13 protein-coding genes are annotated in these 26,021 nt (G+C 50.3%); 4 read left to right on the top strand and 9 right to left on the bottom strand.

Annotation, left to right across the window (positions count from 1 at the left end; translation table 11 throughout):
- Positions 1 to 21: 21 nt before the first annotated feature.
- From BUB52_RS09515 to gltB, 6 genes are all read right to left on the bottom strand, one after another.
- A complete protein-coding gene (locus BUB52_RS09515) occupies positions 22 to 1,254 on the bottom strand; it encodes an LL-diaminopimelate aminotransferase (RefSeq protein ID WP_009123325.1) in 1,233 nt (410 codons plus the stop codon).
- A gap of 78 nt (positions 1,255 to 1,332) precedes the next feature.
- On the bottom strand, positions 1,333 to 2,187 hold the full coding sequence (gene dapF / locus BUB52_RS09510; RefSeq protein WP_009123326.1) for a diaminopimelate epimerase: 855 nt from the start codon (positions 2,185 to 2,187) through the stop codon (positions 1,333 to 1,335).
- Positions 2,188 to 2,533: 346 nt separating this feature from the next.
- Positions 2,534 to 3,298: a glycerophosphodiester phosphodiesterase family protein gene (locus tag BUB52_RS09505; RefSeq protein WP_009123327.1), complete on the bottom strand. Its 765-nt coding sequence runs from the start codon at positions 3,296 to 3,298 to the stop codon at positions 2,534 to 2,536.
- 120 nt (positions 3,299 to 3,418) lie between these two features.
- Positions 3,419 to 5,128: an asparagine synthase B gene (gene asnB / locus BUB52_RS09500; protein WP_009123329.1), complete on the bottom strand. Its 1,710-nt coding sequence runs from the start codon at positions 5,126 to 5,128 to the stop codon at positions 3,419 to 3,421.
- 186 nt (positions 5,129 to 5,314) lie between these two features.
- On the bottom strand, positions 5,315 to 6,655 hold the full coding sequence (locus BUB52_RS09495; protein ID WP_009123330.1) for a glutamate synthase subunit beta: 1,341 nt from the start codon (positions 6,653 to 6,655) through the stop codon (positions 5,315 to 5,317).
- 131 nt (positions 6,656 to 6,786) lie between these two features.
- Complete coding sequence (gene gltB / locus BUB52_RS09490) at positions 6,787 to 11,346, bottom strand: glutamate synthase large subunit (RefSeq protein WP_009123331.1); 4,560 nt, start codon at positions 11,344 to 11,346, stop codon at positions 6,787 to 6,789.
- A gap of 364 nt (positions 11,347 to 11,710) precedes the next feature.
- On the opposite strand from gltB, the gene glmS reads away from it, so the two are divergent.
- The 4 genes from glmS to carB all read left to right on the top strand — a co-directional run bounded on the left by glmS (position 11,711) and on the right by carB (position 20,200).
- The gene (gene glmS, locus BUB52_RS09485) at positions 11,711 to 13,555 is read left to right on the top strand and encodes a glutamine--fructose-6-phosphate transaminase (isomerizing) (RefSeq protein ID WP_009123332.1); all 1,845 of its coding nucleotides are present in this window, start codon (positions 11,711 to 11,713) and stop codon (positions 13,553 to 13,555) included.
- 122 nt (positions 13,556 to 13,677) lie between these two features.
- Positions 13,678 to 15,561, top strand: coding sequence for an amidophosphoribosyltransferase (locus tag BUB52_RS09480; RefSeq protein WP_009123334.1), 1,884 nt, complete (start codon positions 13,678 to 13,680; stop codon positions 15,559 to 15,561).
- 2 nt (positions 15,562 to 15,563) lie between these two features.
- On the top strand, positions 15,564 to 16,742 hold the full coding sequence (gene carA, locus BUB52_RS09475; RefSeq protein ID WP_009123335.1) for a glutamine-hydrolyzing carbamoyl-phosphate synthase small subunit: 1,179 nt from the start codon (positions 15,564 to 15,566) through the stop codon (positions 16,740 to 16,742).
- Positions 16,743 to 16,858: 116 nt separating this feature from the next.
- Entirely contained in the window at positions 16,859 to 20,200 is a 3,342-nt protein-coding gene (gene carB, locus BUB52_RS09470) for a carbamoyl-phosphate synthase large subunit (RefSeq protein WP_009123336.1), read from the top strand.
- 126 nt (positions 20,201 to 20,326) lie between these two features.
- Here carB and BUB52_RS09465 read toward each other — a convergent pair whose 3' ends face one another.
- Genes BUB52_RS09465 through BUB52_RS09455 form a run of 3 tightly spaced genes read right to left on the bottom strand, consistent with a single transcriptional unit; the run spans position 20,327 to position 25,910 of the window.
- Positions 20,327 to 21,688, bottom strand: coding sequence for a TolC family protein (locus BUB52_RS09465; RefSeq protein WP_009123337.1), 1,362 nt, complete (start codon positions 21,686 to 21,688; stop codon positions 20,327 to 20,329).
- Positions 21,685 to 24,813, bottom strand: coding sequence for an efflux RND transporter permease subunit (locus tag BUB52_RS09460; protein WP_009123338.1), 3,129 nt, complete (start codon positions 24,811 to 24,813; stop codon positions 21,685 to 21,687). Before BUB52_RS09460 ends, BUB52_RS09465 begins: the two co-directional genes overlap by 4 nt.
- 29 nt (positions 24,814 to 24,842) lie before the next feature.
- The gene (locus tag BUB52_RS09455) at positions 24,843 to 25,910 is read right to left on the bottom strand and encodes an efflux RND transporter periplasmic adaptor subunit (RefSeq protein ID WP_009123339.1); all 1,068 of its coding nucleotides are present in this window, start codon (positions 25,908 to 25,910) and stop codon (positions 24,843 to 24,845) included.
- Positions 25,911 to 26,021 lie beyond the last annotated feature (111 nt).

Genomic DNA, 26,021 nt, shown 5'->3' with positions numbered 1-26,021 from the left:
GGATGTTTATATTCTTCACTTTTATTTCAGCCAGTTGCGGATGCGTTTCATGGCTTCCACACAGTCTTCGTGTTTGCCGAAAGCGGTCAGGCGGATATATCCCTCACCGCTTGGCCCGAAGCCTACACCCGGAGTACCCACTACATTGGCTTCGTACAACATTTGTTCGAAGAACCGCCAAGAGCTTATGCCGTTCGGGGTTTTCAGCCAGATGTATGGGGCGTTCACACCGCCGTACACTTCCAGCCCGGATGTTTCCAGTCCTTCTTTCATGGTGCGGGCGTTGTTCATATAGTAGTCAATCGTTTCTTTTACCTGCCGTCTGCCTTCTGCGGTGTAGATGGCTTCGGCGGCACGCTGGGTAATGTAGCTTGTACCATTAAACTTGGTGCATTGGCGGCGGTTCCACAGTTTGTTGAGGGAGATACGTTCACCTTCCAGCGTAGCGGCGGTCAGTTCTTTCGGTACTACGGTGTAGCCGCAGCGCACGCCTGTAAATCCGGCGGTCTTTGAGAAACTGCGGAACTCGATGGCGCATTTTTTCGCCCCTTTTATTTCGTATATGGAGTGGGGCACATCGTCCTCTTGGATGAAAGCCTCGTAGGCGGCATCAAATAGGATAAGCGTGTCGTTGTCAAGGGCATAGTCCACCCACTTTTTCAGTTCGGGTTTGGTAAGGGTAGTACCCGTAGGATTATTGGGGTAACAGAGGTAGACGATGTCGATGCGTTTGTCCGGTATTTCGGGGATAAAGTTGTTTTCGGCCGTACAGGGCATATAGGTTACATTGCTCCATTTGCCGTCTTTTTCCAATATGCCGGCGCGTCCGCACATTACGTTGCTGTCAATGTAGACGGGGTAGATAGGGTCGGTTACTCCCACACTGTTGTCATGGCGGAGTATGTCGCCTATGTTTCCCGTATCGCTCTTGGCTCCGTCGTTGATGAAGATTTCCTGTGGGCTGAAATGAACGCCGCGTGTCGCGTAATCGTGTTTGATAACGGCATCAATCAGAAAGTCATAACCCTGTTCAGGACCGTATCCGCGGAATGTCTTGGCATCAGCCATCTCATCCACTGCCTTGTGCATCGCTTCGATGCAAACTTGCGGCAGCGGACGGGTAACGTCTCCGATACCCAGACGGATGACTTCTTTTTTAGGGTGCGTTATCCTGAAAGTATTGATCTTCTTAGCTATGTCCGAAAATAAGTAACTTCCGGGCAGTTTCAAAAAATGTTCATTAACTAATGCCATATCTCTGTTGGTTTAATTATTTAATAATGATGAATTAATAATGAAGAATTGCCATGTGGCACAAAAGCGTATATTCATTCATAATTCTTCATCCGTCTCCATCTCTCCCTCGAACACCTTGGTTGCTTCTCCCGTCATAAAGACGTGCTTGGTGGCTATATCCCATTCAATGGTGAGTGTTCCTCCATCCATGACGATGATTGATTTTCTTCCGGCACGTCCTGTGAGGAAAGCGGCTACGGCTGTGGCACAGGCTCCTGTTCCACAGGCTTGGGTGACGCCCGAACCCCGTTCCCATACGCGCATCCTTATCTTTCCCTCTTCCAATACTTGGGCAAACTCCACATTGATGCGGTCGGGGAAGAGAGGGTGATTCTCCAGTTTGGGGCCGATAGAGGAGAGGTCTGCCTTCGTAATGTCGTTCACGAAGATTACCAGATGCGGGTTTCCCATGGATACGGTAGTACCCGTATAGCGTATGCCGTCTATTTCGATGGGATGTTCTGTCATCGGCTTGCTCCCCTTGCCGTCATAGTTCACGGGTTCGTCAGACGGAATACCCATGTCAACGGTTACAGTGTCTACTTTATCGCCTGTCGCGTGTAGTTTTAGAATCTTGATGCCGGACAGGGTATCGAGTGTGATTTCTGTTTTGGAAGTCAGCTTGTAGTCATAAAGGTATTTGCCGATGCATCGGCTGGCATTGCCGCACATCTTGGCTTCCGAACCGTCCGCATTGAAAATGCGCATGCTGAAATCGGCTTTGTCGGAGCGCCCTATAAGTACCAGACCGTCACTGCCGATTCCCGTATGCGGTGCGCTCCATTTCTTCGAGAGTTTCTCCGGGTTCTCGATAGGATAGCGGGTAGTGTCTACATATATGTAGTCGTTTCCTGCGCCATGCATCTTGGTAAACTTTATGCTTCTTGTCATTTTGTACTTACTTGGTCAGTTGACTATATCCTTTTGTCTTATTTCAATGCAAATATACGACGTTTTGGATGATTTTTATCTATATTGATATCTGTTTTCTATTTATTTCTATTTCGGCTTTCATTCAGTGCAAATATATACGATTTCCCTTTCAATTTAAAAGTATATGATGCTATATTCGTAAAGATTGTAATATAATGCTCTCGCATTCTTGCGGGGAAATAATAAAAATGATTGTTTTATTCGCTTATTACTACCTTTTTGAAATATAAAAGCTGCTTCATTGTTTTCAGAATGAAGCAGCTTGTCTATAATAACTTTCTAAATGTATTATAAGCTGATGCTTTTACTGTAATATTTCTTGCAGTTCTACGGGGACGTTGGTAGTGATGAAATCCACACCGTGGTCAATCAACCACTTCATGTCTTTGGCATCGTTTACGGTCCAAGCATTTACTTTCATGCCCAAGTCGTGGGACTCTTTAATCCATTCGGGATGTCTTTTGAATACGCTGAAGTGATAGTCGGGTCCGGCGCATCCCCATTCTTTCAGTTCTTTGGGAGAGAGGTCGCCTTCCAGATAATATACCGGAGTTCCTTTGGGGGTAAGACGGATAAATTCTTTGGTGGCGTGTCGCGAGAAAGCGATGTATTCCGTGCGGTTCTCCAATCCCATGTCTTTCACCATCTTCACGATACTTTCTACGGCACGTGTTTCCCGTTCGGGTGTCTTGTGGGATTTCAGTTCCAGAATAAGGCGCGTTTTCAGTTGTCCGGCCTTTTCCAAGTATTGCCGCAGGGTGGGGAGTTGCTCTCCGTTGTCCAGTATGACGGCGGTACACTGTTGTGCGGTGGATTTCTGCATATTCACTCCCTTGAAAGTGCTGTCGTGGTTTACTACAAGTTGGTTGTCGGCGGTGAGCCATACATCGAACTCGGAACCGTAACAATTTATGGAGTCGGCTTTCACCAGTGCGGCAATGGAATTCTGTGCCGAACCGTCTGTTTTCCAGAAGCCGCGGTGAGCAATGACTTGGGTGGACTGTGCCTGTGTATAGCCACAAGCGGCAAGTAACAGGGCGGAAGTGATAATAAGGCTTTTCAGTTTCATGGGCTTTAGAATTAATTATTTTCATCGTTCTTTCGCAAAGGTAGCATAAGCTTACGAATATGAAACAGAAAGTATATTAAAAATCCGTTGCATTTGCCGTGTGGTTACTTTTTTTAAGGTTCAGTCCTTGTAGGCTTCTTCGTGCACACCGGCAACGGCGCGTCCGCTAGGGTCGTTTTTCCCTTGGAATGAGACGTCCCATGCCAATGCTTCGGCGGTGGAACAGGCTACACTCGGTACGCTGGGTACACTGCGGGCGGCACTCTCGCTGGGGAAGTGCTCCTCGAAAATAGTGCGGTAGTAGTATTCCTCTTTGTTCATCGGTGTGTTTACGGGGAAGCGTTCGGAGGCTTTCAGCATCTGTTCATCACTGACGGCAGCGGCAGTGACAGCTTTCAGCGTATCAATCCAGCTGTAACCCACACCATCGGAAAATTGTTCTTTCTGACGCCATGCGACGCTTTCGGGCAGCATAGCCGCAAAGGCTTCGCGAACCACTTTCTTTTCAATTTCTTTTCCGGGACACATCTTCGTGGCAGGATTCAGTCGCATGGCTACATCCAGAAATTCTTTGTCGAGAAACGGGACACGTCCTTCCACGCCCCAAGCGGCAAGACTCTTGTTGGCGCGCAGGCAATCGTAAAGGTACAGTTTGGAGAGTTTACGTACTGTTTCTTCATGGAAGGCTTGTGGTGTGGGCGCTTTGTGGAAGTAGAGGTAGCCGCCGAATACTTCGTCCGCACCTTCACCACTAAGTACCATCTTGATGCCCATGCTCTTGATGACACGCGCCAGCAAGTACATGGGCGTGGATGCGCGGACAGTGGTTACGTCGTAGGTTTCGATGAAGTAGATGACATCGCGAATGGCGTCCAGCCCTTCTTGAATGGTGTAGTTTATTTCATGGTGGATAGTGCCGATGTATTGCGCCACTTCACGTGCTTTGATGAGGTCGGGAGCGCCTTTCAAGCCTACTGCAAAAGAGTGGAGTTGAGGCCACCACGCATCTGCTTTGTTGTCCGTCTCAATACGTTTTCCGGCGTATTTCTTGGCGATGGCCGAGATTACGGAAGAGTCCAGCCCGCCGGACAACAACACGCCGTAAGGTACGTCCGACATCAGTTGGCGCTGTACGGCGGCTTCGAGGGCATCATGTACGGCAGAGACCTGAGTTTGGTAGGTTGTGGCATTGACGTCAGGGTAACCAGTATGATAGTTGTCTTTTACGTCAGGGTATTGCATCCAGTCGCGAGTGTACCAGCGGTGCATTTTACCCTCACGTCCCCGGTAATAGTGTCCGGGCAGGAAAGGCTCGTACTCGTCGCAGAAGCCTTCGAGAGCTTTCAGTTCGCTGCCGAAGTAGATGCGGCCTTCCTTGTCGCGGCCTATATATAAAGGTATCACTCCGATGGGGTCGCGGGCTATGAGGTAATCGTCCGTCTCTTCATCGTAGAGGGCAAAGGCGAAGATACCGTTCAGTTCTTCGAGGAAATTGATGCCCTTGTCTTTGTAGAGGGCGAGGATGACTTCGCAGTCCGAACCCGTCTGAAAGGTGTACTTTCCGGCGTAATGTGCACGGATATCGCGGTGGTTGTATATCTCACCGTTGACGGCAAGGATTTGCTTGCGGTCGGGCGAGTACAGAGGTTGCCCACCCGATTGAGGGTCGACGATAGAAAGCCGCTCGTGTGCAAGGATTGCGGAGCCGCCTACATAAATACCGCTCCAGTCCGGTCCGCGATGGCGGATTTTCTGTGCCATTTTTAAAGCTTTACTCCTGAGTTCCGGAGTCTGGGATTTTATGTTGAAAATACCTGCTATTCCACACATGGTTGTAGTTGTTTTAGAAGTTGATATCGGGATGATGTTAGTTGTATCGGGTGAGACTGGCAGTTTCGTCCGTTGGAACGGATTGTTTCAAGCGTTGAAACGAGTCGTTTCACACCGGGGGACAGAAAGTTTCATGCGTTGAAACTCTTGGTATCCCTCTTTGAAACTTTTTTCGTTGCCGCAAAACTACCGGTTGAAGTATTGGTCAATCCGCTGGGCTACTTTGCGACCGTCAGCCAGTGCACGTACTACGAGACTTGCACCATTGGCGGCATCTCCCGCCACGAATACATTCTCTGCAAATGTCGGCTGTTCCGGTTTGAGGAAGCCCATAGCCAACAGCACCATATCGGCTTCAATGACTTCTTTCTTACCCGTAGGTTTCATGGTGGGGCGGCCACCGTCTTTTGCCGGAAGCCATTCCACTTCTTCCACTTCCACGCCGCAAACCTTTCCGTTCTTGCCGATGAATCTGTTGGATGTCAGTGACCAGCGGCGTGTGCATCCTTCTTCGTGACTGGAAGTGGTTTTCAGGACAACGGGCCATTGCGGCCAGGGCGTAGCGTCATTGTGGCCTACGGGTGGTTGTGGCATGATTTCTATTTGTGTCACGTTCGTAGCTCCTTGGCGGATGCTCGTGCCGATGCAGTCCGAGCCTGTGTCGCCACCGCCAATGACAAGCACCCGTTTGCCACGGGCATTGACAAGCTGCTCTTTCGGGAATGTCTCTCCGTCGAGGATACGGTTCTGTTGAGCCAGCATATCGAGGGCAAAGTAGATACCTTTCAGTTCACGGCCGGGGATGGTAAGGTCGCGGGCAGTGGGAGTACCTGTGCAGACGGCGTAAGCATCGAAACCTGCGGGTAGCTTCTGCATATCGATGCAGACACCCATTTCAAACCGGATACCTTCGGCTTTCAGTACATCCATGCGACGGTCTATCACTTCTTTGGGTAGTTTGAAGTTGGGAATACCGTAGCGAAGCAGTCCGCCCGGCATCGGTTTGGAATCGAATATCGTGACTTCGTAGCCACAGGCATTCAGCCGTGCGGCAACGCTCAGCCCGGCAGGCCCTGCACCGATGACAGCTATTTTCCAGCCATTGCGTTCGGGGCGGACAGGCACGATATATCCTTCACGAAAAGCGGCTTCGGCAATGGCTGCCTCATTCTCGCGGATGGTTACGGGAGCATCGCAGGAGAGTTTCAGCACACATGACTTCTCACAAAGTGCGGGGCAGATACGTCCCGTAAATTCGGGGAAATCATTCGTCTCGTTCAGTACTTGATAGGCTTCGCGCCATTTTCCTTTGCAGAGTGCGTCTTGAAACTCCGGTTGCTTGTTGCCCAACGGACATGCCCAATGGCAAAAAGGTACACCGCACTCCATACAGCGTGAGGCTTGGAGCTTGCGGTCGTGACTGTTCAGCGTCTGTTCCACCTGGCTGAAATCTGTGATACGTTCGTGTATCGGACGGTAGCCCGCTTCTTGGCGGGGGATATTTAAGAATGCTTTTGAATCGCCCATGATTGATAAATTGAGAATTAAAAATTGAAAATTAAGAAATAATACTCAGAGAATCGAAAATTAAAAAGAACGTGGAATTTGTAAGTACGCACTATTCTGTATTTTTTAATTCTCAATTCTCAATTTTTAATTTAATAGTCTCTTTGCATATCCGCAATCTTCTGTTGCAGCTTCTTCATCTGTTCTTCTTGCAGCACTTTCTTGTACTCGATAGGGACTACTTGAATAAACTCGTCTACGTAGTGCGTCCAGTCATCGAGTAGGATGCGCGCCAGTTTGGAACCGGTGTAGAGATAATGCTGGCGGATGAGTTCGTGCAACTCCTTGCGGTATGAGGTTTCTTCAATGAGGCTTAGTTCCACCATTTCCATGTTACAGAAATAGTCGAAGTTTCCGTCTTTGTTCCAGACGTAGGCCACACCACCGGACATACCTGCGGCAAAGTTACGTCCCGTCTGTCCGAGCACCACTACACGTCCGCCGGTCATGTATTCGCAGCAATGGTCACCCACACCCTCTACAACGGCTATTGCACCGGAGTTGCGGACGGCAAAGCGTTCGCCTACGCGACCGTTGATATATACTTCGCCGCTGGTTGCACCATACAGAAGGGTGTTTCCGGCAATTGTGTTCTTCTCGGCCTCGAAGTTGCTGCGTACAGGGGGTAGTACGGCGATACGTCCGCCACTCAGCCCTTTGCCCAGATAGTCATTGGCCTCACCTTCCAGCTTGAAGTTGATACCCGGTACGAGGAATGCTCCGAAACTCTGTCCGGCCGAGCCTTTGAACTTGACGTTCAGTGTATGTTCGGGCAGGCCTTTTGCGCCGTACTTGGCGGCGATAGCGCCGGAGAGCATCGCACCGCAGGCGCGGTCGGTGTTGGCGATGGTATATTCGAGAGAAACTTCTTTCTGTTCGTCTACGGCATTGGCGGCGGCATTCAGCATTTCCACGTCTTTTACGCGGTCGATGCCGTGTTGTTGGTTTATGATGTGGCGGATGGCGGCTCCGTTGTCCACACGCGCCAGTACTTTGTCGAAGTTGATGAGTTGATGTTTCTTGATGCCGTCATCCGGTCTGCGGATGATGAGGTCGGTACGCCCGATGATATCATCCAGTTTTTCCACTCCAATCTCTGCCAGATACTCGCGTACTTCGCGGGCAAGGAAGGTAAAGTAGTTCACAAGGTATTCGCTACGGCCGATGAAACGTTTGCGCAGTTCCGGGTTCTGGGTGGCTACACCTACGGGACATGTGTTTTGGTTACACTTGCGCATCATCACGCATCCCAATACGATGAGGGCAGCGGTGGCGAAACCGTATTCTTCCGCACCGAGCATGGCCATGAGTACTACGTCGCGTCCGGTTTTCAGTTGTCCGTCCACTTGCAGCAGCACTTGTCCGCGCAGCCCGTTCAGTACCAGTGTCTGTTGCGTCTCACTCAGTCCGAGTTCGGGCGAGATGCCGGCATATCGGATGGAACTTGCGGGTGATGCGCCTGTACCGCCTTCGGCGCCGGAGATGACGATGAGGTCGGCTTTGGCTTTCGCCACACCTGCGGCGATAGTTCCCACACCGCTTTCGGCTACCAGCTTCACGCTGATTTTGGCTTTCGGATTGACGTTCTTCAAGTCGAAGATAAGCTGTGCCAGATCTTCGATGGAATAGATGTCGTGATGGGGCGGGGGAGAAATCAATGAAATACCTGGAATGGAGTGGCGCGTGCGGGCAATCACTTGGTCTACTTTGAATCCCGGCAACTGGCCGCCTTCACCCGGCTTGGCGCCTTGTGCCACTTTTATCTGTATTTCGTCGGCATTCACCAGATATTCCGTAGTGACCCCGAAACGTCCGGATGCTACCTGTTTGATGGCACTGCGCATTTCCGTTCCGAAGCGTGCGGCATCTTCACCGCCTTCACCCGTATTGCTTCGCCCGTGCAGTTTGTTCATGGCAACCGCCATTGCCTCATGCGCTTCCTGACTGATGGCTCCGAAAGACATGGCGCCCGTAACGAAACGTTTCAGAATGCTTTCCACCGGTTCCACCCTGTCTATGGAAATGGGGTTGTGACGGAAGTCGAGAAAGTCGCGCAGGAAGATAGGCTTTTCTTTCTCATCGACCAAGCGGGTAAACTCTTTGAATTTCTTGTAACTGCCCAGACGGGTGGCTATTTGCAGGGTACTGATAGTCTCCGGGTTCCAAGCGTGCTTTTCTCCGTCCTTACGGTATGCGTACAGTCCTTTGTTCGGCAATAGGGGAGCTTCACCACCATCATTCTTCATGCGCGTTTCTTCCTTTTTCATCGCTTCTCCTTCGTCGTGAAAAGTGATGGCGTCACGTGCCACCTCATCCAAACGGATGCCGCCGATAGCCGATTTTAATCCGCCGAAGTAAGCGTTGCTCAATTCTTCGCTCAGCCCGACAGCCTCGAATATCTTTGCGCCCCGGTAGGAGCGGATGGTGCTGATACCCATTTTGCTCATAATCTTGAACAGGCCTTTGCAAATGGCTTTGATGTAATTCTTCTCTGCGGTGGCATAGTCCAACTGTACCTCTTTCTTGGCAACGAGTTCGTTCAGTACGGCAAATGCCATATAGGGGTTCAGTGCGCTTGCACCGAACCCAAGGAGCAGTGCGGCGTGCATCACTTCGCGTATCTCGCCGCTTTCCACTACCAATGCGGTCTGTACGCGCTTTCCTACCGAAATGAGGTGGTGGTGCACTGCCGATACGGCAAGCAATGAGGGGATGGCGGCATGGACGGTATCTACGTTGCGGTCGGTCAGTACAATGTAGTTCACGCCTTCGGTGACGGACTCTTCGGCTTCCTTGCACAGGCGGTCAAGCGCTTCCTGCAGTCCTGCACGTCCTTTGGAGACTTCAAACAGTATCGGCAGCTTTACAGTCTTGAAGCCTTTATAGCGGATGTTGCAGAGAATATCCAATTGCGCATTCGTCAGGATGGGGTGGTTCAGCCGTACCATTTTGCAATGGCTTTCGTTGGGTGTCAGTATGTTCATGCCCACTGCGCCGATGTACTCGGTGAGAGACATTACCAACTCTTCGCGGATAGGGTCGATAGGCGGATTGGTGACTTGCGCAAACTGTTGGCGGAAGTAATTGTATAGTAGCTGCGGCTTGTCGGAAAGTACGGCAAGCGGGGTGTCGTTACCCATTGCGCTGACAGGCTCGGCGCCGTTGGATGCCATGGGTAGGATGATTTTCTCGACATCTTCTTTGGAGAAGCCGAACGTACGTAGCATACTGTTATAGTTGTCCACGTTGTGGGGCACTTTGCGCCCGCTTTTCAGTTCGTTCAGTTCGATGCGGTTGCTGGCGAGCCAAGTGCGGTAGGGCTTGGCTTCGGCAAGTTGCTTTTTCAGTTCGCCGTCGTAGTAAATCTCGCCTTTTTTGGTATCTATCAAAAGTATCTTGCCGGGTTGCAGACGACCTTTCTCTTTGATGTCGCTCGGTTCGAAATCCATTACGCCGACTTCACTTGCCACTACCATGATGTCGTTGTGCGTAATAAGGTAGCGTGCGGGACGCAGACCGTTGCGGTCCAACATACCACCCGCATAGCGTCCGTCGCTGAAGAGTAGTGCGGCAGGTCCGTCCCAAGGTTCCATGAGGATAGAGTGGTATTCGTAGAAGGCCTTGAGGTCTTCGCTGATGGGGTTCTTTTCGTTGAAGGATTCCGGTATGAGCATTGCCATGGCATGCGGTAGGCTGAGGCCGGACATGACAAGGAACTCCAGTACGTTGTCCAGCGAGGCGCTGTCGCTCATGTTCGGCTGGATGATGGGACGCAGTTCTTTGATGTCGCCAAGGGCGGGAGAGGACAGGACGCTTTCACGCGCTTCCATCCAGCCGCGGTTACCGCGTATGGTATTGATTTCACCGTTGTGCGCCAAGAGACGGAACGGCTGTGCCAGTCCCCATGTAGGGAAGGTGTTGGTGCTGAAACGGGAGTGCACCAGAGCCAGTCCGCTGGTGAAGTAGTTGTTTGTCAGGTCGGGGAAGTAGTTACGTAGCTGTAGGGAAGAGAGCATACCTTTATAGATGATGTTCTTCGTAGACAGCGACACGATATAGAAATCCTCTCGTGCGGCTATATCCGACCTGCGTACTTTGTTTTCTATTCTTTTCCTTATTATATAGAGACGGCGGTCGGCGGTTTCACTGTCCGTAAATCCGGTGATGAAGATTTGTTTGATGTCGGGTTTGTTGGCAAGTGCGGCCTCACCCAGTATTTCGGGGCAGGTAGGCACATTGCGCAGGTGCATCAGCGTCAATCCTTCTTTCTCTATTTCTTCAATGATGATACTCAGGATGGCTGCCCGGTCTTTTTCATCTTTCGGAAGAAAAAGTAGTCCTGTTCCGTATTTCCCTTTTTCGGGAACGGGGATGCCTTGCAGCAGGATGAATTCGTGCGGTATTTGCAACATGATGCCGGCGCCGTCTCCGGTCTTGTTGTCGGCACCTTCCGCTCCGCGATGACGCATATTCTCCAATACTTTCAATGCGGATTCAACCAATTCATGTGATTTGCTGCCGTGAATGTTCACTAACATTCCCACACCGCAAGCGTCGTGTTCATTGGTGACATCGTACAGGCCCAACTGCATGGGCTGTCGTTGTGCGGGTTGTTTCTTTGTTTTGTTGTTAAAAAGCTCTTTGTTTTCCATTTTTGGTTTACTCTAATTTATGTAATATCTATTTGTTGTATCAAAATGTTTGGCAAATATAAATATTTAGTTTCAAATTGATAACAATATTCCTCGATTTGTGCCTTGTTAAATACTTACACCGGGGGATGAAGTTATAATCTGATAAAAAATACCCTTTGTTTTCTTCTAATCTTAAATCAGATTTCGTCTGTTTGCTTTAAGATTATAAATTCGACCTTTTGCTTTTAAAATATTATTTTCCTTGTCTTTTTGATAATAAAATAACTTTTTTCTACTCTTTTGATAAATAAATAGTGAAAAGGTTAACTTTATGTTCTAAAGAATATATATCTTTGCAGCGCAAATCAAATACTGATATATTATGTGTGGAATAGTAGGCTATATAGGTCAAAGAAAAGCCTACCCCATTCTTATCAAAGGTTTGAAGCGGTTGGAGTACCGCGGATACGATAGTGCAGGGGTAGCATTAATCAGTGATGACCGACAACTGAACGTGTATAAGACGAAAGGAAAGGTTTCGGATTTAGAAACTTTCGTTACTCAAAAAGATATTTCCGGTAGTATAGGTATTGCACATACCCGCTGGGCTACACATGGAGAACCTTGTTCCGTTAACGCTCATCCTCATTATTCCTCTTCCGAAAGATTCGCTCTTATTCACAACGGTATCATTGAAAATTACGCCGCCCTTAAAGACAAACTCCAAGCCAAAGGCTATACTTTTAAAAGTAGTACCGACACCGAGGTACTGATACAACTCATAGAATACATTCAGGTTATAAACCGCATCGATTTACTGACTGCCGTGCAACTGGCTTTGCAGGAGGTTATCGGTGCATATGCCATTGCCGTGCTCGACAGGGAGAATCCTGATGAGATTATTGCTGCGCGCAAAAGCAGTCCGTTGGTGGTGGGTATCGGGCAGGATGAATTCTTCTTGGCATCCGATGCCACTCCGATTGTGGAATATACGGACAAGGTGGTCTATCTGGAAGATGAGGAGATAGCCGTTATTCGTTGTGGGGAGAAACTGAAAGTGGTGAATCTCAAGAATGTGGAGTGCCCGCACGAGGTAAAGACGGTGGCGCTCAATCTCGGTCAGTTGGAGAAGGGCGGTTATCCGCATTTCATGTTGAAGGAGATTTTTGAGCAACCCGATTGTATTCACGACTGTATGCGCGGACGCATTAATCTGGAGGGTACTAACGTGGTGCTTTCCGCCATTATAGATTATAAGGAACGTCTGCTTGCTGCCAAACGTTTTGTAATTGTGGCTTGCGGCACGTCGTGGCACGCTGCGCTTATAGGCAAACATCTGATAGAGAGTTTCTGCCGCATTCCGGTGGAAGTGGAGTATGCTTCGGAATTTCGTTACCGGGACCCGGTGATTGACAGTAGTGATGTGGTGATTGCCATTTCGCAAAGCGGGGAGACAGCCGATACGCTGGCTGCCATAGAACTTGCCAAAAGCCGTGGTGCATTTATATATGGCATCTGTAATGCTATCGGTTCGAGTATTCCGCGCGCTACGAATACGGGGTCTTACATTCATGTAGGGCCGGAAATAGGTGTGGCGTCCACCAAAGCCTTTACAGGTCAGGTAACTGTGCTCACCATGTTGGCATTGACTCTTGCACGGGAGAAGCGTACGATTGATGAAACGCAATACCTCGCCATAGTGAGGGAACTCGGACAGATTCCCGGAAAGATGAAAGAGGTGCTGAAGCTGAACGACCGTATAGCGGAGCTTTCCAAAATCTTCACTTACGTACACAATTTTATCTATCTGGGACGCGGTTACAGTTATCCCGTAGCGTTGGAAGGCGCTTTGAAGCTGAAAGAAATCTCGTACATCCATGCGGAAGGCTATCCGGCCGCCGAAATGAAGCATGGGCCTATTGCCTTGATAGATGCGGAAATGCCGGTGGTGGTCATTGCCACACAGAACGGATTGTACGAAAAAGTACTGAGCAATATACAGGAAATTAAAGCGCGCAAAGGTAGGGTGATAGCGATTGTTACCAAGGGAGATACGGTTATCGGTAAAATCGCTGACATTTGTATCGAACTTCCCGAAACAATGGAATGTCTTGGTCCGTTAATAACTACGGTTCCCTTGCAACTGCTCGCTTATCACATAGCCGTATGTAAAGGCATGGATGTAGACCGACCGCGTAATCTTGCCAAGTCGGTAACGGTGGAATGATCGGAAGCGGATGATGTGTATGGGTAAAACAGAGAATGCGTTTGCCCTTGACAGATGATATGTTTTCAGAATATAAATAACGCGTTTTTAAAAGAAGTAATTACTCATTAGTAAATATATAAATGGAACAACTGAAGCATGAATGTGGCGTTGCCATGATACGCCTGCTGAAACCGCTGGAGTATTACGAAGAAAAGTACGGTACATGGATGTACGGGCTGAACAAGCTTTACCTTCTCATGGAGAAACAGCACAACCGGGGGCAGGAAGGAGCCGGACTGGCTTGCGTGAAATTGGAAGCGAACCCCGGCGAGGAATATATGTTCCGCGAACGGGCGCTCGGTTCGGGAGCTATTACCGAGATATTCGATACGGTGCAGAGCAACTTTAAAGACCTGACGAAAGAACAATTGCACGACGCCGGTTATGCAAAGCGTGTGCTTCCTTTCGCGGGAGAAGTGTATATGGGACATCTGCGTTATTCCACCACGGGGAAGTCGGGCATCTCGTACGTGCATCCGTTTCTCAGGAGAAACAACTGGCGTGCCAAGAACCTTGCCCTGTGCGGCAACTTCAACATGACGAACGTGGATGAAATCTTTGCACGCATCACCGCTATCGGCCAGCATCCTCGCAAGTATGCCGATACGTATATCATGCTGGAACAGGTGGGGCACCGGCTCGACCGCGAAGTGGAACGCCTCTTCAACCTTGCCGAAGCCGAAGGGCTGACGGGTATGGGCGTCACGCATTATATCGAAGACCATATAGACCTTGCCAACGTGTTGCGCACCTCGAGTAAAGAGTGGGACGGAGGCTATGTGATGTGCGGGCTTACCGGGAGCGGTGAGACATTCGCCGTCCGGGACCCCTGGGGCATCCGCCCTGCATTCTGGTATCAGGATGATGAAATAGCCGTGCTCGCTAGCGAACGTCCTGTGATACAGACCGTGCTCAACGTTTCCGCTGACAGCATCAAGGAGCTGCAACCGGGACAAGCCGTCCTTATCAACAAAGCCGGTAAGCTCCGTACGGTGCAAATCAATAAGCCGCGTGAGGTGAAACCTTGTTCCTTCGAGCGTATCTATTTCAGTCGCGGCAGTGACGTGGACATCTATAAGGAACGTAAACTGTTGGGTGAGAAGTTGGTGCCTAACATCCTGAAAGCCATTGACAAGGATATAGACCATACCGTCTTTTCCTTCATACCGAATACGGCGGAAGTGGCCTTCTACGGAATGTTGCAGGGACTGGACGACTACCTCAACGAGGAGAAAGTCCGGCAGATTGCCGCTTTGGGACATAATCCCAGCCACGATGAGTTGGAGCGTATCCTGTCCCGTCGCATACGAAGCGAAAAGGTAGCCGTCAAAGACATCAAGCTGCGTACTTTCATCGCCGAGGGCAACAGCCGTAATGACCTTGCCGCTCATGTGTACGACATCACTTACGGCAGCCTTGTGCCCGGTGTGGACAATCTGGTTATCATAGACGACAGCATTGTGCGCGGCACTACCTTGAAACAAAGCATAATCGGCATCCTCGACCGCCTCAATCCGAAGAAGATTGTAATCGTAAGTTCCTCGCCGCAAGTGCGCTATCCCGACTATTACGGTATCGACATGGCGAAGATGAGCGAATTCATTGCTTTCAAAGCCGCTATCGAGCTGCTGAAAGAGCGTGAGATGCGCGATGTCATCGAATCCGCCTACCGCAAATCCAAGGAGCAAGCGGGGCTGCCCAAGGAGCAGATGGTGAACTACGTAAAGGAAATCTATGCTCCCTTTACCGATGAAGAGATTTCCGCCAAGATGGTGGAAATCCTGACCCCGAAAGGCACGAAGGCCAAAGTGCAGATTGTATATCAGCCTCTTGAAGGCCTGCATGAAGCTTGTCTGCGGCACCGGGGCGACTGGTACTTCAGCGGTGACTATCCCACGCCGGGCGGTGTGAAGTTGCTGAACGCGGCATTTATTAATTACATAGAACAAGTATATCAATTCTGAATATGAGAAATGTAACTTTAATCCTTGACGACGGGAGCCGCTTCTGCGGTAAGTCGTTTGGCTATGAAAAGCCGGTAGCGGGAGAGGTGGTTTTCAATACGGCCATGTCGGGTTATCCCGAAAGCCTGACCGACCCTTCGTACGCCGGCCAGTTGATGACGCTCACTTATCCGTTGGCGGGCAACTACGGTGTACCGCCTTTCACCATCGAGCCAAACGGGCTGCCTACATTCATGGAGAGTGAACACATCCATGCCGAAGCCGTTATCGTAAGTGACTATTCCGAAAATTACAGCCATTGGAATGCCGTGGAAAGCCTCGGCGACTGGCTGAAGCGTGAGCAAGTACCGGGCATTACAGGCATCGATACCCGCGAATTGACTAAAGTACTGCGCGAGCACGGCGTGATGATGGGGAGAATAGAGTTTAATGAAGAATCGGGGGGGAGGAATGAAGAATTAAGAATGAAAAATGAAGAATCAGGGCGGAAGGATGAAGAATTGCCGGCAGCGGTGTACGAGGGTGTGAACTACGTGGACCGCGTGAGCTGCAAGGAAATCATCCATTACCTGCCCGACGGCACTTCCACCCGTAGCGCAGCCCATTCTTCATTCCTCATTCCTCATTCTTCATTCAAAAAGGTTGTTCTTGTGGACTGCGGTGTCAAGACCAACATTATCCGTTGTCTGCTGAAACGGGATGTGGAGGTCATTCGCGTTCCTTGGAATTACGATTTCAACGGGCTGGAGTTCGATGGCCTGTTCATCTCCAATGGACCCGGCGATCCCGACACCTGTGATGCCGCCGTACAGAATATCCGCAAGGCGATGCAGAACGAAAAGCTGCCTATCTTCGGTATCTGTATGGGCAACCAATTGCTCTCCAAAGCCGGAGGAGCCAAGATATACAAGCTGAAATACGGACATCGCAGTCATAATCAGCCGGTGCGCATGGTGGGTACGGAACGCTGCTTCATCACCTCGCAGAATCATGGTTATGCGGTGGACAACAATACGTTGGGTGAAGACTGGGAACCGCTTTTCATCAATATGAATGACGGCTCCAACGAGGGTATTCGCCATAAGCGCAATCCCTGGTTCTCCGCGCAGTTTCATCCCGAAGCTGCCAGCGGACCGACGGATACGGAGTTCCTGTTCGATGAGTTCGTGAAGTTGCTATAAGGGTTTGACAGGTATCGAAATGTGGTTTGATATACGTCAAAACTTCGTTTGATGTACATCAAAAAAGATTCGGATGCCTGTGAAAACCGATTGTTGGTATAATTAAATTTAGACAAATGAAAGAAAACAATATAAAGAAAGTCCTGTTGCTTGGTTCCGGCGCACTGAAAATCGGTGAGGCGGGAGAGTTTGACTATTCCGGCTCGCAGGCGCTCAAGGCATTGAAAGAAGAAGGTATCCATACCGTACTTATCAACCCGAACATCGCTACGGTGCAGACCTCTGAAGGTGTGGCCGACCAGATTTACTTCCTGCCCGTTACCCCTTATTTCGTGGAGAAAGTTATCGAGAAAGAACGCCCCGACGGCGTTATGCTCGCTTTTGGCGGACAGACGGCGTTGAACTGCGGCGTGGAGCTTTACAAGAAGGGTGTTTTTGAGCAATACGGTGTAAAGGTGCTCGGTACTCCCGTGCAGGCTGTCATAGATACGGAAGACCGTGAGATATTCGTCCGGAAACTGGATGAAATTAATGTAAAGACCATTCAGAGCGAGGCTGTGGAGAATGCCGAAGATGCCCGTCGCGCCGCTGCGGAACTGGGTTATCCGGTGATAGTGCGTGCAGCCTATGCGCTGGGCGGACTGGGGTCGGGCTTCTGCGACAATGAGGAAGAATTGAATGTGCTGGTGGAAAAGGCTTTCTCCTTCTCCCCGCAAGTATTGGTGGAGAAGTCCTTGCGCGGCTGGAAAGAAGTAGAGTATGAGGTGGTACGCGACCGTTTCGACAACTGCATAACGGTCTGCAATATGGAGAACTTCGACCCGCTGGGCATCCACACAGGGGAATCTATCGTGATTGCTCCGTCGCAGACATTAAGCAATACGGATTATCACAAACTGCGTGAACTGGCTATCCGCATCATCCGCCATATCGGTATTGTGGGCGAGTGCAATGTACAGTATGCCTACGACCCGGAAAGCGAAGACTACCGTGTAATAGAGGTAAATGCCCGCTTGAGCCGTTCGTCTGCACTTGCCTCTAAGGCAACGGGTTATCCGCTCGCTTTCGTAGCCGCCAAACTCGGATTGGGCTACGGGCTTTTCGACCTGAAGAATTCCGTTACCAAGACTACCAGCGCATTCTTTGAGCCGGCGCTGGACTATGTGGTTTGTAAGATTCCCCGTTGGGATTTGGGCAAGTTTCATGGCGTAGATAAGGAACTGGGTTCAAGCATGAAGTCTGTCGGCGAGGTCATGGCTATCGGACGCACTTTTGAAGAAGCTATTCAGAAGGGGTTGCGCATGATAGGACAGGGGATGCATGGCTTTGTGGAGAACAAGGAGCTGGTTATCCCCGATATCGATAAAGCGCTCCGCGAGCCTACGGACAAGCGTATCTTTGTCATCTCCAAGGCTTTTCGTGCCGGATATACCGTAGAACAGGTACATGGACTGACAAAGATAGACCGCTGGTTCTTGGAGAAGCTGATGAATATAATGAACACCAGCAAGGAACTGCACGAGTATTCGGAAGCTGTCTGCCATTCAAAAACTGTCTGCCATTCAACAGCCGCCTGTCATTCGGAGCGCAGCGGCGACTCTCTGCCCCTTGCGCTTTCAAAGGAGCAGTTTCTTCACTCCGTCCGGAATGACAAAACAGCTCGGGAGCTGTTGCGCAAGGCCAAGATACAGGGCTTCTCCGATTTGCAGATAGCCCGCGCTCTCGGTTTGGAACGCTATATGGATAGCGAGGACGGCATACTTGCCATACGTGCGTTGCGCAAGAGCATGGGTATTCTGCCCGTAGTGAAACAAATAGATACCCTTGCCGCCGAATATCCCGCGCAGACCAACTATCTGTATTTGACGTATAGCGGCATTGCCAATGATGTGCATTACCTGGGCGACCGTAAGTCTATCGTTGTACTCGGTTCGGGCGCGTATCGCATCGGCTCCTCGGTAGAGTTCGACTGGTGCGGTGTACAGGCATTGAACACTATCCGCAAGGAGGGCTATCGCAGCGTGATGATTAATTACAATCCCGAAACCGTATCCACGGACTACGATATGTGCGACCGCCTCTATTTCGACGAACTCACCTTCGAGCGTGTCATGGACATCCTCGAGCTGGAAAATCCGCATGGGGTAATCGTTTCTACGGGCGGCCAGATACCAAACAACCTTGCCATGCGTCTTGATGCGCAGAATGTGCCCATCCTCGGCACAAGCGCCAAGAGCATTGACAACGCCGAAGACCGGGACAAGTTCTCCGCCATGCTGGACCGTATCGGTGTAGACCAGCCCGAATGGCGGGCGCTTACTTCACTGGAAGACATCAACGCTTTTGTCGACAAGGTGGGATTCCCGGTACTGGTTCGTCCCAGTTACGTGCTATCCGGTGCGGCAATGAACGTTTGCTCCAATCAGGAAGAGCTGGAACGCTTCTTGCAGTTGGCGGCAAACGTATCGAAGAAGCATCCGGTAGTCGTGAGCCAGTTCATAGAGCATGCCAAGGAAGTGGAAATGGATGCCGTAGCGCAGAATGGGGAAATCATCGCGTATGCTATCAGCGAGCATATAGAGTTTGCCGGCGTACATTCCGGCGATGCCACTATCCAGTTTCCGCCGCAGAAGCTTTATGTGGAGACGGTACGTCGCATCAAGCGTATCAGTCGGGAGATTGCCCGGGAACTGAATATCTCCGGTCCGTTCAATATTCAGTATCTCGCCAAGGACAACGACATCAAGGTGATTGAATGTAACCTGCGTGCCAGCCGTTCGTTCCCGTTCGTAAGCAAGGTACTTAAAATCAACTTTATCGAACTGGCTACGAAAGTGATGCTCGGCATTCCTGTACAGAAGCCGGACAAGAACCTCTTCGACCTCGATTACGTAGGAATCAAGGCTTCTCAGTTCTCCTTCAACCGCCTGCAAAAGGCAGACCCTGTACTGGGTGTGGATATGGCGTCTACGGGCGAAGTGGGGTGTATAGGCAGTGACACTTCCTGTGCCATTCTCAAGGCGATGCTCTCTGTCGGTTATCGTATTCCGCAAAAGAACATCCTGCTCTCTACCGGTACTCCGAAACAGAAGGTGGATATGCTTTCCGCAGCCCGTATGCTTCAGAAGAAAGGATATAAACTGTTTGCCACCGGTGGTTCAAGCAAGTTTCTTACGGAGAATGGTGTGGAGAATACCCGCGTCTATTGGCCGAGCGAACCCGATATGCAGCCGCAGGCACTCGAAATGCTGCACAAGAAAGAAATTGATATGGTGGTGAATATTCCAAAGAACCTCACCGCAGGCGAGTTGGACAACGGCTACAAGATACGCCGTGCCGCTATCGACCTCAATATTCCGCTGATTACGAACGCACGTCTGGCAAGCGCCTTTATCAATGCGTTCTGTACGATGACACCGGATGATTTGGCTATCAAGTCTTGGGAGGAGTATAAATAACAGTCTATTACTGTTTGTTTCTTTTCAGGTACGGATTTCACGGAAAGAGGATAAAGTAAATCCGTGTAATCCGTGCCTGAAAGAAATCATCCGGTGCATTTTGGCTTCTTGTTTTTATAATAATCGTTATTTCAGCAGCGTACCCGTCGCCTTTAAATAAGCGACATAGTTCAAGTACAGCCGGAAATGTGTATCTACTTTGGTTTCGTACGCTTGCTGCCACATGGCTTGCGCTTCCAGATGGTCGGACAGTGTTTCCAGTCCCACATCATATTGGCTGCGGCTCACTCTCATATTCTCTTCCGCCTGTTGCAGGGAACGTTCGGCGATGGAGCTTTCCAGCCGGGCTTCATCGAGGTTGTTGGCGGCTTGTGTAAGTTCCAGTAACATCTGTTCGTTCATATTCTCCTGTTCAAGGCGGGTTTGTTCCAGTTTGGCTTTGGCCGCACGTACTTTGCCGGTACGTTCGCCGAAATGGAAAAGAGGTACGCTTACGTTCAGGAGAACGGAGAAACTGCCCTTATCAAACAAATTCTGATTGTTCACTTCCAGGCCGTGAATATAGTCGTATGAACCTTTTACACCGATTTGGGGCAGTAACTCGCTGCGGTTTAACTTAACCTGTTGCTTGGCAATGGCTACTTGCTGATTCAGTATGGCATATTCGGGACGGGCGGAGATATCCGATATCTGCAGTTGGATGTCCTGTTCCACTTCGGGAAAACTGTCGGAAGTCCGTATGTCCGTGCCCAAAGGCTTGCCGATGTAATGGCAGAGATTCATGGTTGCCAGACGGAGCGCATTGCCGGCCTTGCGGATATTGAGTTCGCTCTCATTCAGTTTTACCTGCACTTTCAGCACATCGTTCCGGGGCTTCAGACCATGCTTATGGGCGCTCTCAACATTCTTCATCAATTCTATAAGCACGGCGTTGTACTTCTCGGCCACTTTCTTCATCTCTTTGGCTTTGATGACCTGCGCATAGGCTTGGTCTGTTTTCACGATAACCTCCGAGGCTGTCAGCGTTTCGTTCATCCGCGCCATTTCTTTACCCAATAAAGACAGTTTGTAGGCCGCACGAATTTTGCCGCCCATATACAGCGGCTGTTCTATTTGTACACCGCCCATATATACCATGCCTATCTTATAGTTCAGGTCTACTCCGGGGAAATAGGCGAAACCGTTGTTGGGCAGAAACTGTCCTGCGGCATCGGGCAGAAAAGTGGGCAGATTGCCGCCGGCTATGCCGAAGCTGCCGTCCGCCGTACTGTAAATACCCGTTCCGCTGAGGGTGAAGTTGGGGAAGAAATTACCTTTATAACTCTTTGCGGTGTAGCGCGCGCTTTCCGTTTGCTTGGCGGAGGCCGCCATCTCTTTATTGTATTTCAACGCCATTTCCCTGCATTGCTCCAAGGTAAGCGTCTCCTGTGCGGAGATACCGGCAGAGAACAGCAGAGAGGTGAGGATGATTATTTTCTTTTTCATCATTGTTCGTTTTTTATATGAAAGAATAATGCGTACAGGATGGGGATGAAGAGGAGCGTTATCAGCGTTCCGAATGTAAGGCCGCCCATAATGGAAGCCGCCAGCGAACCGAACATGGCATCGGGCAGCAGCGGTATCATACCTAAAATGGTAGTCAGCGCCGCCATTGTCACAGGACGGAGACGGCTTTGGGCGCTGTCCACCAATGCCGTAATCGGTTCTATCCCCTGATTCAGTTGAAGAGTGATTTCATCCATTAGCACGATGCCGTTCTTGATGAGCATACCTATCAGTCCCAGTGTGCCCACAATTGCTACGAAGTTGAACGTTTTACCCGTAAGCAACATCACCGCCACCACTCCCACAAGAATCATGGGGAGACAACAGAAGATGATAATCGGTTTGCGGTAGTCCTTGAACAGCATAATCAGGATGGCAATCATCAGTATGATAGCCAGCGGGAAGTTCTTGAACAAATATTTCATGGACTGGTCGCTTGCATTCTTTTCTCCTTGCCAATGCAGGGTGTAGCCGTCGGGCAATTCTATCTGCTCTATCTTTCGTGCAATGGTTTGCCGCGCTTTTTCCGTTTCTATGCCGGGAGCGGGCGAGCATTGCACACGCTGGCTGCGCTGTCCGTTGTAGCGTGGCACTACGGGATCTTCCCAACGGATGTCTATGCTCTTGCTGATTTGTTTCAGCGGAGTACTGCCCATGAGGCTTTCCACCAGCTCTTCTTTGCTCAGGGTACCGGCTTTCAGCTTGACCATGGTTTCTTCATTCAGCAGTCCGTTCAGAGAGGGAAGGGCGGAGAATACCTGTGTGTTGCCCAAGTCTTCTATCGGCCGCCCTTGCTCGTCCAGACATTTCAGATAGATATTGTCGCGGTGTATGCCTTCGTAGAAAGAGCCGATAGGTATGCCGCCGTTCACGGAAAGGAGAGACATGCTTACGTCGTTACGGCTGAGGCCTGATGCCCGGGCTGCCGCCTGATCGTATTCAATGGAAAGTACAGGTATCTGCGGTTCCCAGTCGGTGGTGATGAGACATACTTCCGGGGTATTCTCCATAATGCTCCGTACACTGTCCGCCAACTGATGCAGCACGGCGGGATCAGGGCCCATGAATTGAGCTTCGATGGGGTACTTCTTGAACATCAGGTTGTAGCGTTTCAGTTTCACGTAGGCATCGGGATAATGCCGTGTCAGGTAGCCCTGTATTTCATCCATATTGTCTACTAGGGCGTCCGGTGAGGTGAAGTCGATAATCAGCTCGCCGTAAGACAGCGACGGATTGGCGATGCTGCGCACCAGATTGTAACGCCCCGGTGTGCCGCCTATGGAAGCGGTGACGTGGGCAATCTCCTTGCGTGTTTTCAGATAGGCTTCTATTTCCCTTAAATCTCTTGCCACACGGGTGGAGTTATTGCCCTCGGGCAATTTGTATTCCATATATAACTGGTCGTACACCATATCCGGGAAGAACCCCTGACGCATATATCCGTAACCGAATATGGAAAGCCCTAACAGAGCCGCCATTGCCAGTACAAAGCTCCAACGGTGTGCCAGTCCGAAATATAGGGCGGTGCGCAACAAGGCATAGGTACGCCCTTTGTATTCACGTTTTCCGGTAACGCTGACTTCTACTGTGGGGTGCAGCCTGTGATTGGCCATTAGGGGTACGTGCACCAATGCCAGTACCCAGCTTAGCAGCAGGGAGACAGCCAGCACAATGAAAAGGTCGCGGGTGTACACTCCGGCGGTGTCCGGTGACATGAAGATGGGAAGAAAGGCGATGATGGCTATCAGGGTGGCTCCCAGCAGAGGCATCGCTGTCTGGCGGCCGATGGCGGTCATGGCTTCCATACGGCTCTTCCCGGCTTTCAGGTCTACCAATATGCCGTCCACGATGACGATGGCGTTATCCACCAGCATACCCATGGCCAGCACGAAGGCGGCCAGCGATACGCGCTGCATGGTTCCGCCCGCCGTTTGCAGGAACAGGAAGGAGCCGAATACGGTGACAACCAGACTGATTCCGATAATGACTCCGCTCTTGAATCCCATAGCCAGCATCAGAATGACTACAACGATAATGACAGATTCAATCAGGTTGATTACGAAAGTCCCCAAAGAAGCTCCTACACGCTCCGGCTGATAGAACACTTTGTGGCACTCTACACCGGCGGGCAGGCGGTTTTCTTTCAGCTGCGCCAGTTTCTTCTCTACGGCGGCGCCGACTTTTACAATATCCGATCCGCTGGCGGCCGCGACAAGAATGCCTTGCGCCCGTTCGCTGTCGAAGAACAGTTCGTTGCGGGTAGGTTCTTCATATCCTTTTTCGATACGGGCAATGTCGCGCATACGGAGTTGGTCGTCGTCATGTCCCTGAATCAGCATATTGCCTATGTCTTCTACCGTCTTGAATTTATCGCTGACAGTGACGCGGATGCGGTTGTCTCCGTTGTCGTAATAACCGCTGTATGTAGTCTTGTTCTGTCCGTTCAGGGTAGTGAGAACTTCGGCGGGTTTCACGCCGAGGTTTGCCATGCGGTCTTGCAACAGGGAGATGTTGATACATTCGGGACGTTTGCCGTACAGCTCCACCCGGTCTACGTCTTCCATGTCACTGATTTCCCGCTTGATGAGTTCGGCATAGTCGGACAGTTCACGGTCGGACAGTCCGTCGCCTGTCAGTGCATAGAACATTCCGTACACATTGCCGAAATCATCTTTGACGATAGGGGTACCCGCTCCGTCGGGAAGCAGGGCGCAAGCGTCGTGTACCTTGCGGCGCAACATGTCCCAGCATTGCTCCACCTCTTCATCCCGGGTGGTAGTGGTCAGTTCTACCTGTATCAGCGAAAGGTCGTTGTAAGAGTAGCTTTCCACATTGTCTATGTTTCCCATGCTGCGGATGCTCTTTTCCAGCACATCCGTCACTTCCAATTCCACTTGGTGGGCGGATGCTCCCGGATATGTGGTCACCACCATGGCAAGTTTCACTTTAATTTCCGGGTCTTCCAGTTTACTCATCTGGTAGCAGGAGAGAATTCCGCCGATAAGCAGCACCGTCACCAGAAAATAGATAAGGTTACGGTTCTTAAATGCCCATTTACTTATATCCATATAACTAATATTTTAGATGTAAATCAATGTTACAACAGTCCACCGATATTTGTCTTACTGGCAGCGGGCAGAGGTTTTACGGTTTCTCCGTTCTGTATGTGGTGTATTCCGGCGGACACGACCAGTTCTCCGGGTTTCAGTTCATCGGATGTGATGATGCAGCGTCCGTCACTCATCAGGCGCACTATGGTTACTTCGCGGCGGCTCACCTTATTGTCGGACGGGGTGTATACAAATACACCGGCCTTGCCGTCTTTCTGCAGAATGGCATTGCAGGGTACGGACATACTGTGGGTATCGTCACTATCGCAACGGATGGTAACCATTGTATTCATGCCGGGCGAAGGAACGGGGTGTTTGTCCGCAACCAGTTGCAGGCGCATGGAGTACAGTTGGTTTGCATTGGCTTTGGGAGTGACGCTGATAAGCTTCAATGGGTAACTCCGGTCCGGATAAATGTCGAATGTGCAGTGATATTGGTTGAATTGCTCACGCCGGATATATTCGGCTGCAGGCAGATTTATCTCTACTTCCGGTGCACCGCCACTAATCATGGACAGGACAGGCATGCCGGCGCCTATTGTCTCGTGCGCTTCAAACAGACGTTTTTGTATATAGCCGTTGAAGGGAGCGTAAAGGCGGGTGTAACCCAGCTGGTCTTTGTGGTGCTGATATTTGGCGGTGATTTGTTTCAGTCCGTACACAGCCTTGTCGTTGGCGCTGGGAGTAGTCCCGTTCTCTTTGTACAGGGCCATTACGCGTTCCGCTTCCGCTTTTATCTGTTTGTATTCGGCTTCGGTGGCGTCCAGTTGTACTTGGTAGTCCGTCGGGTCCAGTTCGGCAAGCAACTGTCCCGCTTGTACACGGGCGCCGTCTTTTACATATATCTTCCGGATAGTTCCGCTTACCCTGAATGCAAGGCTGATGTCCTGTGCCGCTTTTACCTTTCCGGGATATTGCAGATAGGTCTGTCCGTTGGCGGAAGTAACCGTATCTATTTTTACAGTCTGGTATTCTCTTGCATCTTTCGTGCTACTGTTGCAGGATGCAAGTAAGCATGTGGTAATACTCGCTAAAACCCAATAAATTCGTTTCATAATTTACAGTATATTAGTTTTGTGACAAAACTACTCAGTAACCGCTATATAGAAAAGGTTTATAAGGTTTATAAACTGTTCTGTTTATGACATCCTGATAAAGAAAAACAG

Source organism: Bacteroides clarus YIT 12056 (assembly GCF_900129655.1).
GTDB classification, from domain to species: Bacteria; Bacteroidota; Bacteroidia; order Bacteroidales; family Bacteroidaceae; genus Bacteroides; species Bacteroides clarus.
This window is presented reverse-complemented; position numbering and strand designations above follow the sequence as displayed.

What these genes read in the sequence shown, in the direction of transcription:
- glmS (WP_009123332.1), top strand. Translation starts at nt 11,711, where the DNA reads ATGTGTGGAATAGTAGGCTATATAGGTCAAAGAAAAGCCTACCCCATT.
- BUB52_RS09460 (WP_009123338.1), bottom strand. Translation starts at nt 24,813, where the DNA reads ATGGATATAAGTAAATGGGCATTTAAGAACCGTAACCTTATCTATTTT.
- dapF (WP_009123326.1), bottom strand. Translation starts at nt 2,187, where the DNA reads ATGACAAGAAGCATAAAGTTTACCAAGATGCATGGCGCAGGAAACGAC.
- BUB52_RS09455 (WP_009123339.1), bottom strand. Translation starts at nt 25,910, where the DNA reads ATGAAACGAATTTATTGGGTTTTAGCGAGTATTACCACATGCTTACTT.
- BUB52_RS09495 (WP_009123330.1), bottom strand. Translation starts at nt 6,655, where the DNA reads ATGGGCGATTCAAAAGCATTCTTAAATATCCCCCGCCAAGAAGCGGGC.
- gltB (WP_009123331.1), bottom strand. Translation starts at nt 11,346, where the DNA reads ATGGAAAACAAAGAGCTTTTTAACAACAAAACAAAGAAACAACCCGCA.
- BUB52_RS09465 (WP_009123337.1), bottom strand. Translation starts at nt 21,688, where the DNA reads ATGATGAAAAAGAAAATAATCATCCTCACCTCTCTGCTGTTCTCTGCC.
- asnB (WP_009123329.1), bottom strand. Translation starts at nt 5,128, where the DNA reads ATGTGTGGAATAGCAGGTATTTTCAACATAAAATCCCAGACTCCGGAA.
- BUB52_RS09515 (WP_009123325.1), bottom strand. Translation starts at nt 1,254, where the DNA reads ATGGCATTAGTTAATGAACATTTTTTGAAACTGCCCGGAAGTTACTTA.
- carA (WP_009123335.1), top strand. Translation starts at nt 15,564, where the DNA reads ATGAGAAATGTAACTTTAATCCTTGACGACGGGAGCCGCTTCTGCGGT.
- carB (WP_009123336.1), top strand. Translation starts at nt 16,859, where the DNA reads ATGAAAGAAAACAATATAAAGAAAGTCCTGTTGCTTGGTTCCGGCGCA.
- BUB52_RS09505 (WP_009123327.1), bottom strand. Translation starts at nt 3,298, where the DNA reads ATGAAACTGAAAAGCCTTATTATCACTTCCGCCCTGTTACTTGCCGCT.
- BUB52_RS09480 (WP_009123334.1), top strand. Translation starts at nt 13,678, where the DNA reads ATGGAACAACTGAAGCATGAATGTGGCGTTGCCATGATACGCCTGCTG.